Annotated in this window: 10 protein-coding genes and 2 tRNA genes; 1 reads left to right on the top strand and 11 read right to left on the bottom strand. The window is 49.5% G+C overall.

The features are described from left to right. The 10 genes from H503_RS0105985 to polA all read right to left on the bottom strand — a co-directional run. Positions 1–297: transposase (locus H503_RS0105985; protein ID WP_026385381.1), on the bottom strand; the 297-nt coding region annotated here is incomplete at its 3' end. Between the two features lie 66 nt (positions 298–363). Then, positions 364–669 (bottom strand): HIRAN domain-containing protein, encoded by a 306-nt coding sequence (locus tag H503_RS0105980; protein WP_014129030.1) that lies wholly within the window; start codon positions 667–669, stop codon positions 364–366. 80 nt (positions 670–749) lie between these two features. Further along, positions 750–1,934 carry a Zn-dependent hydrolase gene (locus tag H503_RS0105975; RefSeq protein ID WP_248604841.1) on the bottom strand — a complete coding sequence of 395 codons (1,185 nt, stop codon included), beginning with the start codon at positions 1,932–1,934 and terminating at the stop codon, positions 750–752. A 196-nt stretch (positions 1,935–2,130) separates the two neighbouring features. After that, the gene (locus H503_RS0105970; RefSeq protein ID WP_009014914.1) at positions 2,131–3,345 is read right to left on the bottom strand and encodes an NADP-dependent isocitrate dehydrogenase; all 1,215 of its coding nucleotides are present in this window, start codon (positions 3,343–3,345) and stop codon (positions 2,131–2,133) included. Positions 3,346–3,735: 390 nt separating this feature from the next. Beyond that, positions 3,736–3,821 (bottom strand) — tRNA-Leu (locus H503_RS0105965). A 16-nt stretch (positions 3,822–3,837) separates the two neighbouring features. Further along, positions 3,838–3,924: transfer RNA gene (locus H503_RS0105960), tRNA-Leu, on the bottom strand. 101 nt (positions 3,925–4,025) lie between these two features. Continuing rightward, the gene (locus H503_RS0105955) at positions 4,026–4,622 is read right to left on the bottom strand and encodes a lytic transglycosylase domain-containing protein (RefSeq protein WP_009014915.1); all 597 of its coding nucleotides are present in this window, start codon (positions 4,620–4,622) and stop codon (positions 4,026–4,028) included. Positions 4,623–4,880: 258 nt separating this feature from the next. Continuing rightward, a complete protein-coding gene (coaE, locus tag H503_RS0105945) occupies positions 4,881–5,498 on the bottom strand; it encodes a dephospho-CoA kinase (RefSeq protein WP_009014916.1) in 618 nt (205 codons plus the stop codon). 9 nt (positions 5,499–5,507) lie between these two features. Continuing rightward, complete coding sequence (gene mutM / locus H503_RS0105940; RefSeq protein WP_009014917.1) at positions 5,508–6,332, bottom strand: bifunctional DNA-formamidopyrimidine glycosylase/DNA-(apurinic or apyrimidinic site) lyase; 825 nt, start codon at positions 6,330–6,332, stop codon at positions 5,508–5,510. Positions 6,333–6,382: 50 nt separating this feature from the next. Then, on the bottom strand, positions 6,383–9,004 hold the full coding sequence (polA, locus tag H503_RS0105935) for a DNA polymerase I (protein ID WP_009014918.1): 2,622 nt from the start codon (positions 9,002–9,004) through the stop codon (positions 6,383–6,385). Positions 9,005–9,318: 314 nt separating this feature from the next. On the opposite strand from polA, the gene H503_RS0105925 reads away from it, so the two are divergent. Then, entirely contained in the window at positions 9,319–10,512 is a 1,194-nt protein-coding gene (locus H503_RS0105925; protein WP_009014919.1) for an aminotransferase-like domain-containing protein, read from the top strand. A gap of 885 nt (positions 10,513–11,397) precedes the next feature. Here the strand turns inward: H503_RS0105925 and H503_RS0105915 are convergent. Beyond that, entirely contained in the window at positions 11,398–12,153 is a 756-nt protein-coding gene (locus tag H503_RS0105915; RefSeq protein WP_009014920.1) for a heparan-alpha-glucosaminide N-acetyltransferase domain-containing protein, read from the bottom strand. Positions 12,154–12,161 lie beyond the last annotated feature (8 nt).

Genomic DNA, 12,161 nt, shown 5'->3' with positions numbered 1-12,161 from the left:
GTATTTACGAACCCATTGGTACAAAAGACTATAGCTCATACCATATTGACAGGCGACAGCCATCATTGACTGTCCGGCATTTACTTGTGAAACCAATTCAAGTTTCTCCTCTGGGGACCATGCCTTGTAATGTGCTTTGTGACACAATGCTTCCGGTCCGCCAGCCTGTTCGATACGATTCCAAGTACGAATCTTGTTACGAAAATTTGCTGTTTTAATTCCTTTAGGTGTTTTTACCCACTTACCTTGACGATAAAGTTCTACACACATCAGCTTAAATTCAGTCGTATAACGCAAAATGTACCCTCCTTACTGGGTGTCCAGTAAAGAGGGTACATTTCAGTAAGAAGGCAGCCTCTTTTTTTAGTCCTTGAAGGGGCCTTTAACCTTGCAGAGGACTCCTTTGTCCGTAATCACCTCGACGCGGGCCGTGGCTTTTTTGCCAATCTTGTCATAAAGGCGGCCAGCACTGTAGCTTTCGCCAAGAACGGTCTTGGGACTGTTGGCGACATAACCCACTTTGCCAAGGCCTTCCCGATAGACGGCAATGGCCTCGCGGTCCCATTCGTTTTTGGGTTCTTTTTTAAGGATAAGCGCATCGTGCCGGCGAAAGAAGTCCAATCCGCAGCAAAAGTCCGTTCCTGTAATCGTAACATAGATAGTTTTCATATTCTCCCCTCCTCTAGCATCATCATAACACAAATACTGTCCATTATAGGGGACTTTGAGGAGGAATTTAAGGACGTTGCTCAATCCTCCTTATCAAGGATTCGGAGAGCTTCATAAAGAAGGTTCCCAGCAGCGCGCACATCCTTTGCGTCCGTCCATTCCTTTCCATTATGACTGATGCCATCGCGGCTCGGGACAAAGATCATCCCCACTGGAACGCGGCGGGCCAGGGCGTGAGCGTCGTGGCTGGCACCGCTGGGCATGACAAAGTAAGGCAGATGAAGGCGGTCCGCGGCATTTTGAAAAACTTCCTGAAGTCCCTTGTCACAGTAGGTGCCGGGCTTTTCTTCCCGCGTTTCAAAGGAAAAGGTGACATCCGGGATTGTTTCGGCGTAGGTCTTGATGTCTGCAATGAGGGCATCTGTCAGGGTCCGATCCAAGTGGCGCATTTCGAACGTTGCTTCCACACGGTTTGGTACAACATTGGCTGAATTGGGCAAGCACTTGATGGTCCCTGCCGTAAAGACGAGATGATCGTCCAGTTCACGGCACCTCAGATCCCCGTAAACAATCAGTTTTGCCATGCCCACCATGGCGTCATGGCGCCGCTTCATCAGCGTCGTACCACTGTGATTAGCCATGCCGTGGCAGATGACGCGATACCGAAAGACGCCGGCAATGCCCGTAACAATACCCACAGGAAGCTTTCGGGAAGCAAGCTCAGGCCCCTGCTCGATATGGGCCTCGAGATAGCATTTGACGCCAGCAAAATCGCGCCGCGCCGCAGCCATCTCTTCCCCAGTTTTGCCAAAGGAATGCAGTGCATCTTTCATATGGGGCGCTTCGGAATCAAACCAGCCTGTGAGGACGCGGCTTCCAAAAAGCGCTCCCAAGGGGTTGAACTCCTCGCCGTTAAAGGCATAAATCTCCATTGGATGACGGAAAATCACGCCCTCTTTTTGAGCACGGCTAAGCGCTGCAAGAGCCGCTGCGACACCCATGGCGCCGTCATAGAGACCGCCGGAAGGCACAGTGTCAAGATGGGATCCCAGGATAATCGCCGGAAGACCGGGAACGGAGCCTAGAAGAACACCGTGCTCATTTCCAGCGGCATCTCGGTCCGTCTTCATGGAAAGGGCCTTCATCTCGCTCCGGACAAGGTCTGCCGCACGCTCCCATTCAGGGCTAAAAATACGCCGTGTATAGGAGCCATCAGGATTTTTCCCGAACTGGCCAATTTTACGTAAATAACCCATCGTATCCATGGTATCCCTCCTTTTGGATTCAGTTTCATCATAGCAAACGGGGACCGGATTGAAAAACTCGGTGTAAAAAATCACTCCGACACAGTGATGCTATGCTACTGTGAATGCGAAAACCATTGTGATCTGATTATACCCCGTATTTGTAAAAAATCCCCCATGGCAGGGGACAAACGTCCATCGCCACGAGGGATCCCAATCAAGCGAGAAGTTTTTCGAGACGACCTGCAATGGCGTTCAGGAATTCCTCGCTGTTTACTTTTACTTTTTCCGGAAGGCTCGACATGCTGTAAAGATCACCTGTCATGGTGCCACTTTCAATGGTATCGATAGTGGCTTTTTCAAGGGCGTCGGCGTACGTTTGGAGCTCAGGGAGACCATCGAGCTCACCGCGTTTTCTAAGAGCGCCGGACCAAGCAAAGATAGTTGCCACAGGATTCGTGGAAGTTTTCTCGCCCTTGAGATATTTATAGTAATGACGCTGCACCGTCCCGTGAGCAGCTTCATACTCATAGTTTCCATCAGGAGAAACAAGAACGGAAGTCATCATGGCAAGGGAACCAAAGGCGGTTGCCATCATGTCGCTCATGACGTCGCCATCGTAGTTCTTGCAGGCCCAGACCATTCCACCGCGGGAACGGATGATACGGGCGACAACATCGTCGATGAGAGTATAGAAATATTCAATCCCGCACGCTTCATACCGCGTTTTATATTCCTTGTCATAAATTTCCTGGAAAATGTCCTTGAAGCGATGATCATAGATTTTAGAGACCGTGTCCTTCGTGGCAAACCAGAGGTCTTCCTTGACAGATAGCGCATAGTCAAAACAGGCATGAGCGTAGCTGCGAATGGATTCATCCGTATTGAAGATGCCCTGCGTGATGCCTTCTCCTTTAAATTCATGAATGGTGCGGCGCGTCTGTCTACCTTGCGCATCCGTCACGACAAGCTCCGCTTTGCCGCCAGCAGGAATACGCAGTTCCGTATTCTTATAGATGTCACCAAAAGCATGACGCGCTATGGTGATGGGCTTTTCCCAGTTACGGACGAGCGGGGCAATCCCCTTGACCATAATGGGTTTACGGAATACGGTTCCATCCAAGATGGCACGGATCGTTCCGTTCGGGCTGGGCCACATTTTCTTAAGGTCATATTCCTTTACACGGGCCGCATTTGCCGTAATGGTGGCGCATTTGACAGCGACTCCGTATTTTTTTGTGGCAAGCGCCGACTCAATGGTGACCTCGTCATCCGTATCATCACGGTGTTTCATCCCCAGATCATAGTATTCACTCTTGAGGTCGATATAGGGAAGAATCAGGATATCTTTGATCATCTTCCAGAGGATGCGGGTCATTTCATCGCCATCCATTTCAACAAGGGGCGTTTTCATCTGAATTTTTGGGGTCATAGGGTCCACTTCCTTTTTCAAGATTTCGGTTCTTTCATCATACCCATATTGTAGCATGGTTCGCCACGTTCTCCCATGGCAGAAAAAAGCCCTATCAGAAAAACTGATGGGATAAGTAAACAGGAAAAGACCGTAGCAGCTTTGGTAAAACAAGAAAAAAGACACTTCTTAAAATGAATAAAGAGTGAATTTTATCCCTTAATAAGAAATTTCCAGCAAAAAGGAAAGAAAGGCGATTTCCCATCCATCGAAAAATACTATAGAAACGGGAAGTCATCCCGCAATCCTTCAAAAAAAGAGAAACGTCCTCCTTTTTTTGTTACGAGGCTGAAAGTTTTACAACAAAAAAATCGTATCGGGCATTTGCTCGATACGATTCATCCTTTGATTTGGTGCGGTTGGTGGGACTTGAACCCACACGAGATTGCTCTCACCAGCCCCTCAAGCTGACGCGTCTGCCGTTCCGCCACAACCGCGTGCACCAGATAAAATTGGTGCGGCCAAGAGGAATTGAACCTCCACGGGGTTGCCCCCACTAGCTCCTGAAGCTAGCGCGTCTGCCTGTTCCGCCATGGCCGCGTTGTCATCAACAACAATGCTATTCTAGCAGAAATCAAAAAGAGAGTCAAGAAGTTTTTTAGGAAATTTCATCAAGCTGCAGTTCGCCCTTTTTCCCATCATCAGTTGCTCACGGTGTGGTAGAGTTCGGCATAACGCTGACGGTCATAAAGGACCTTTCGCACATATTCCCGCGTATCGGAAAAAGGAATGGCGGAAATATCACTGAAGCCAAATCCCCACCCGTTTTCAGCCATCCATTCCTTGACCGTGCCGCGACCTGCATTATAAGCGGCAAGCATGAGGATCTCATTGCCTTGGAACTCTGATTCCAGTTCACTGAGGTACCAACACCCAAATTTGATATTCAGTTCAGGCAGCATCAGCATCTTGGCCTTGAAATTAGGAAAATCCGTACTCTTGGCAATCCAGCTTCCCGTCTCTGGCATAATCTGCATGAGGCCCAAGGCCCCTGTTTTTGATTCCGCATCTGGATTGAAACCGCTTTCATTTTTGATCACGGCAACGGCAAGAAAGGGATCTACGCGGTACTGCGCACTATATTGATGAATTTCCTTTCCATAAGGCCACTGATAGACCGCACGGCGCTGGAAAAAATCCGTGCGCCATATAAGAAACCCCGCCACAGCCACTAGGATAAGGGCCAAAAGGCCATGGAAGTGTCTTGAAGATTGCTTCTTTTGTTCTTTTTTCTTCAATGAAATCCCTCTCTATGGATCATGGTGCTGCCCTAGCAGACACCCACTTGACAGCTGCATCACGATTAACTTCAGGCGTGCTTTTTGAAGCGGTCCCCCGTAGAGGATGGTCACGACAAAAAGCCTGCTTATTCATTGTAACAAATTGGAAGAGGGTATGACAACTCTCCTTATTTACGGAAGACCAAAGCAAAAAAGCCTTTTGACACGGAAAGATGCCCAAAGTTCCCTTTTAGATACAGAGGAAAAAAGTAAAGTTCATGAAAATTTTTCATTTTCCATAGTGCTGGCTCTTTCCAGCGCCTTCATAAGGGCCTGGTCAACTTGCTCATAAAGGGCTTCCAGCGTTTGACTATTATCAATGATGACATCGGCCATTTTGCGTTTTTCAACAAGGGGCATCTGACGCCTGATGCGCATGAGAACTTCTTTCCGCGTGATTCCAGAGCGTTTCATGGCGCGGCGGACCTGTTCTTCTTCAGGAATAAAAACAAGCCAAACTTCATCACATACGCTTTCCCAGTGTCCTTCAAGAAGGAGGGGGGCGTCAATGACCACGAGGCTGTCGTCCTTATGAAGGCGTAAAAACGCATCCCTTTCTTCTTTGATTGCGCCATGGACGATTGCATTAAGATCCTGTGTGGCCTCTTTTGACGAAAAAGCCAGCGCCGCCAAACGGGTTCGGTCCAAGCGCCCATCTGCCATCAGGATTTTCTCTCCAAACCGCTTGGCAAGCCTTGCTAAACAAGGCGATCCCTTTTCTTCTACATGCCAGCCCGAGCGATCAGCATCGAAAACGGGGATGCCCTTTTGGGCCAAATAAGCGCTCACCGTACTTTTTCCGGACGCAATACCGCCGGTCAGTCCAATGATCATATGAACCTCCTATTTCTGGCAGTGGGCACAGTACACGGTGCCTCGTCCCGCCACTTTCGTTTTCGTGAGCGTTTTCCCACACAATGGACAGGGCTTCCCACCGCGATGATACACCTTGAGGTACCGGAAGTTATCCCCCATTTTTCCGTCTGCATCCTGGTAATTGCGGAACGTTGTTCCATGATGGCGCAAGGCACTTTGAATGACTTCCTTGATGGCAATGGCAAGTCGCTCCCATTCCTTTTTGGTCATTCGGCTAACCCTTTTCGTAGGCCGGATGCCAGCCGCAAAAAGGGATTCATCGGCATAAATATTGCCAAGTCCCGCGATGATGGACTGATCAAGGATAAAGGGTTTAACTTGGGTTTTCTTATGACGCGCCCTTTCTTTAAGATAGGTGCCGGTCATTGCGTCATCAAGCGGTTCCGGTCCCAGCGCTTCAAAGCCCTTATCAAGGGGCTCCCCTTCTTGATAAAGGGCCGCTGTACCAAAAGTCCGGATATCTGTCATCCACAAATCATAAGCTCCGGAAAGAATCAGGCCCCAGCGCGCAAATGGCGGCAGGGACTCCCCTTTTTTTACAGCGAGGAAGGCACCGGTCATCCGCAGATGCACCATAAGCCTTTCACCGCCTTTGAGCATGAGGGACAAATATTTTCCTCGGCGGAGGACAGCCGTCACGACAGCGTCCCTAAGGCCCTTCCTGAACCCTTCAGGCGAAGGGTGGACAATCATGCGGGGCAATAAGATTCTCACGTCTTCAATTTTCTGTTCCAATACGTACGGCTCCAGGGAGATCCGTACCTGTTCGACTTCTGGAAGTTCCGGCATCATTTCTCCTTTACCTTGAGAGAAAAGGCGCGGGTTCCCCCACACCTTCCCTCTTATTTTGCGTCAGCCCAGGTCTTACCGAAGGCAATATCAGCCACAAGGGGCACCTTCAGGGTGACAGCGCGCTCCATAGCGTTTTTCACGATGGCACTGACTTTATCTTTTTCTTCTTCCACCACTTCAAGGACCAGTTCGTCATGGACCTGGAGAAGGACGCGGCTTTTTACGCCGGCTTCCTTGAGTTCTTTAGCCACATGGAGCATGGCAATCTTGATGATATCCGCTGCCGTCCCTTGGATAGGTGTATTGATGGCCGTCCGTTCCGCAAAACTGCGGCGGTTGAAGTTCTTTGCATGGATGTCCGGCAAATAACGGCGCCGGCCAAAAAGGGTCTCGACATATCCCATTTCACGGGCTTTCTTCTTTTCCCCTTCCATGTATTCCTTAACGCCCGTATAGCGGGCAAAGTAGCTGTCAATATACTGAGCGGCTTCGCTTCTGGGCACACCAAGCTGCCGGCCAAGGCCGAAATCGCTGATGCCATAGATGATGCCAAAATTTACGGTCTTTGCTTTGCTGCGCATGAAAGGCGTTACGTCCTCAATGGGCACGCCAAAGATTTCCGAGGCCGTCCTGCTATGGATATCCTGGCCATGACGGAAGGCGTCAATGAGGCGTTCATCGCCGGCAATGCTTGCCATGACGCGCAGTTCAACCTGGGAATAATCACAGCTCATGAGGAGGTCATACCCTTTGCCGGGTACAAACATCCGGCGCATTTGCTTGCCTACTTCCGTCCGGGTAGGGATGTTCTGCAGATTTGGATCCGTACTGGAAAGCCGTCCGGTCACGGTCGCCATCTGATTGAAATGGGTATGGATGCGGCCCGTATTGGGATTGATGAGGGGATGGAGCGCCACTAAGTACGTGGATAAAAGCTTTGACAGCGTACGGTACTCCATGATGGTCTCGATGATGGGATGTTCTCCCTGCAGCTGTTCCAGGACGCTCACATCCGTGGAATAGCCTGATTTTGTCTTTTTGATGATGGGAAGGCCCAATTTTTCAAAAAGGATAACGCCCAGCTGTTTGGGTGAATTGACATTGAAGTCCTCACCAGCCTCTTCCTTCGCCTTTTGCTCAAGGTCAGCCACCTGTTTTGTCATGCTCTTTGTCACTTCATCAAGCATGCCCTTATCCAGGGTGATACCATTTACTTCCATATTAGCAAGAACCTTCGTAAGGGGAAGCTCAATGTCCCGATAAAGTTCCGTAAGACCGCGTTCAGCCATGAGGCCTTCAAGTACGGGCATAAGGGCTTCCACATCTTGGGCCGTACCGCCGCAGCTGGCAGGAAGATACGTTTCAGCAAGGCTCTTTACGTCATAATGGGTTTCACCCGGCTCATAAAGATAGGCCGCTAGAGACGGATCTCCGATAACGCCTTGCAGGCTAACACCCTTTCCCTGCATGAATTTATACAGTTCTTTTGGGTTTGGGACGATCTTTTTGATCGCGCCATCGCACAAAAGGGCGAGCATATTTGCATCATTCAAAAGGGCCTTATCCCAAACATAGACCTTGTGATCATGGGCACCGGAAAGACTGGTAAGGGTAAGGTGCGGCAAGAGGCCTTCTGTTTCATACATAAGGGACAGGGGCGCACTGCCTTCTTTTACACGCGTCAAAAAGGCTGTGGCAGCTTCTAACGAAGCAAGCGGGACTGTTTCATAGGCATCTTCGGCAATGACCTCGCCAAACATGCTCATTTCACCGCCATCCTGAGCTTTACTCACTCCATCGGCAAGTCCGAGGACCGGGGAAAACCGGTTCCACATATTCTTGAATTGGAGGTCATCCATGAGGACACGGCTTTTTTCTGTAAGGCCCGTCAGTCGATACGACGCAGGATCCGTATCCATGGGAACAGTGAGGCAAATAGTGGCAAGTTCCTTGGAAAGGAGAGCTTGATTCCTAAAGGTGATGAGCTTTTCCTTTAGGCTCTTGCCCTTGACCTCTTCGGCATGATCCAAAACGGCTTCCACGGACTGGTACTCCTTGATGAGCTTGAGGGCCGTCTTGGGGCCGACACCAGGCACACCGGGGATATTGTCGCTCGTGTCGCCCATAAGGCCCTTAAGATCGATGATCTGGCGGGGGCTAAGGCCTTCGTATTCTTTCTGGAAGGCCGCTTCGTCGTAATTACCAATTTGGGTGATGCCTTTTTTAGTGAAGTAGACATGGACATTTTCCTTGATGAGCTGGAATTCATCACGGTCGCCCGTTACAATGATGACCTTCATTTCTTTTGGAGCTGTTGCGGAAAGGGTCCCAATCAGATCGTCTGCTTCGTAATTATCCATTTCCAGGGTCGGAATGCCCATGCTCGTTAAGAGCTCAATGGCAAGAGGAAACTGTTCCTTAAGTTCCGGCGGGGTTGCCTTGCGCTGCCCCTTGTAATCGGCAAATTTTTCCGTCCGGAAGCTATGCCGCGATTTATCAAAGGCAACGGCCATATAGCTTGGCTTCACTTCTTCAAGAAGTTTTAGGAGCATATTGCATAATCCATAGACAGCACCTGTATTGACGCCTTTTTTATTGGTAAAGGAAGGCAGGGCAAAGAACGCGCGATGGATCAAGCTGCTGCCATCGATGATAAGGAAGGTCTCGTTCATGAAAATCTCCTTTCAGGATTGAAAAGATGGAAAAAGTCGCTTTTTCCCACCCGTAACTGGATCCCTGTCATTATACCATATTGGACGAAGCGTGAAAAAAGGGTTTATCCCACTAAAAATTGTCCTTTTAGCGACGACGAAACTCCGTATTTAGATACGTTTTTTTCTTTATTTTACATTATAGGTAGATTGCTATATTTTCAATTGACTATTGTAATGATGAGGAATAAAATAGAGTCATTCATAACATACCAATGGATTGTATACAAAGTGCAATCACCGTTACCATGTATTCGAGAGGGGTTTGAAAAATTATGAAGTACCAATTAGCAAGCCGCATGGCCGGCATGAAAGCATCGGCCGTCCGTGAGATCCTGAAAGTAACCCAGCGCCCGGAAGTCATCTCCTTTGCCGGCGGTCTGCCCGCACCGGAACTTTTCCCTGTCGATGAAATCAGTAAGGTTGCCCAGGAAGTCTGCGCCGAAGAAGGCCGCAAAGTTCTCCAGTACGCAACGACCGAAGGCCGACCCACCCTGCGACAAAAGATTGCTGACCGCATGAACAAAATCTACAACTCCGATCTCAAGATGGAAAACATCTTGATTACAACGGGTTCCCAACAGAACCTCGATATGGCCGGCAAGATTTTCCTGAACCCCGGCGACGTGGTCCTCATGGAGGCTCCGACCTACCTTGCTGCCATCAACGCTTTCAAGGCGTACGAATGCACGTTCAAGGAAGTCCCGACCGATGATAAGGGCATGATTCCGGAAGCCCTCGAAAAAATCCTTGAAACGACGGAAAATGTCAAGCTTGTTTATGTCATTACCGACTTCCAAAACCCGACAGGCATCTGCTGGCCTATGGAACGCCGTAAAGCCTTTATGGAAATCATGGCAAAGTATGATATCCCCGTTCTGGAAGATAACCCCTATGGGGAACTGCGCTATGAAGGGACAACAAATCCCTCGCTCCTTAGCATGGATCAGCGCGGTCAGGTCATGGGCATGGGCACCTTCTCCAAGACATTCTGCCCAGGCCTGCGTATCGGCTGGCTGGCCTGCTCCCCGGATATCATGCCTCAGTTCGTCAAGGTCAAGCAAAGTGCGGACCTTCATTCGTCCGCTTTTGATCAGGCCATCATTGACCGCTATATGGACGAATTCAGCCTTGATGAACATGTAAAAGAAATCAACGCCCTTTATGGCCATCGCCGCGACCTCATCATCCAGTGCATGGAAAAGGAATTTACTGACGGCACGACCTGGACCCATCCTGAAGGCGGGCTCTTCCTGTGGCTCACCTTCCCCGAAGGTGTCTCGGCCCGCAAGGTCTTCGATAAATGCATTGAAAAAAATGTAGCTGGCGTCCTCGGGGAATTCTTCTACCCGACAACAAAGAGCGACCGTCATATGCGCATCAACTACTCCAATATGCCTGATGACCGCATCAAAGAAGGCATCCGCCGCATGGGTGAAGCCCTGCGCGAAGTGGCAGCTGGAAAGTAAGGAAAAGAAAGAAATCCCCTAGAAAACGAATTGTTTTCTAGGGGATTTTTTGTAGGCTAATGCGGAAAGCATATAGATACGGGGCCTTCTTTGGCTGAGGCGAGCCAACTTCAACATTCATCATGCCCTTGGCTAAGACGCTGCCAGTGGCAGCCTGACTGAGGCCGCCTGCGGCGGCTGGCTCATAAGACCGACCCCAAACCACCTTCTTTATTTTTACTTGAAGCAAAAAATCGCTCCGATTCGATGTAATTACGTGCCCCATTACAGAAAACAGAGCTATTTGATGGTAATGGGGCATGCCCCGTCGTAACAAGTTACGTAACACAAATTCAGCTTAAATTCGCCCGAAAAAATGCAGTCGTCGGTCGAACCGCTCCTAGGATTTTTTTCTGATTGCAACGGAAAACGATTTCGTCTACGGTCCATATCGGTCCATCTGCGTTGTTAAACGCGGAACAAGTGACTGCTAAATTTGTAATGGACGTCTGCCATATTTACTCAAATACAGATCCGGAACTTTGGAAGCCGCCCGGTCCTATAAAAAGCGGCTGCAGAAGTAAAGGAACCGTTTTCGTGTAAGAAGGTGTCGCTTACAAAATTCATTAGCACTACTATTTTGTGGAAATTTCAGCAAATTTATTATGATCAGAATTTCCCGGGTTTGGAGGTAGATGAGGAACGACAGTGACGTCCCTATACGAACGGTAGTGAGGCATATTCGCCCGGAGTTTCAAAGGACGCTTTTGAAACGAAGCGGAAGTCCGAGAAACATGTTTGAGGGTGAATGTAATTCGGCCCCCACCCTTCGAAGAAGGGACGGTTTGGGGCCAGCCTTAGCATCACAGCATCAAAACAAAAACTCGGAGTCATTTATACTCCGAGTTAAATCTTTATCATTCCCATCCCCCACATCACCCCCATGATCACGGGCTGATGCAGCAGGTAGATCCATAGGGACTTTCTGCCTAATGTGCGCAGAAAAGGGACGTCTTTTTTTAGGAGGTCAGGTACAGAGCCTTTTTTGAGCCACAGGGCACCCAGAGCCGCAGCAAACCCAAAAAGGCCCCACCATGGAATCAAAGGAAAATAATCCGCTGAATAAAAGTCCCTTGGTGGGAACCCCCAAAAAGCACTGAAAAGACCGAAATGGGTGAGCATCTCCGGTAAGGCCGGCCCCACCATCCGTTCAAAGCCCCAAAAGCCCCGCGGTGCGTTGCGCAAAAAGAAAAAAAGGGTGCCGCAGAAAAGGGCTGCTCCTTTTGGCTTTTTCTCCATGACAGGCCAGAAGCAAATCGTCAGCAAGGACACTGCACCAAGAAAAAAAATGACGCCAAAATAAATAGGTTCCTGGGGCATGGCCTGCCGCGTCACAAAGGTGATGGCCGTCCCCCACCCCACAAGGACGAGTCGGCTTTTCGCTGCCCTTTTCCGTCCTTTCTTTTTAACTTCAAGGGCAAGGGACATCCCGCTCACAGCAATGAAGGTCCAACAGATGCTCTGCTGCCAAAGATACCCCGCCATTCCATCATACCAAGGAAGGCTGCGGCCACTCAAGTAGACGATATCCCACAGGAGATGGTAGAGCGTCATGGAACAGAGGGAAAACCCGCGCAGGGCATCAAGGAAGGGATAACGCATGAACACCT

The sequence above is a fragment of the Acidaminococcus intestini DSM 21505 genome, assembly GCF_000425045.1.
GTDB lineage: Bacteria > Bacillota > Negativicutes > Acidaminococcales > Acidaminococcaceae > Acidaminococcus > Acidaminococcus intestini.
This window is presented reverse-complemented; position numbering and strand designations above follow the sequence as displayed.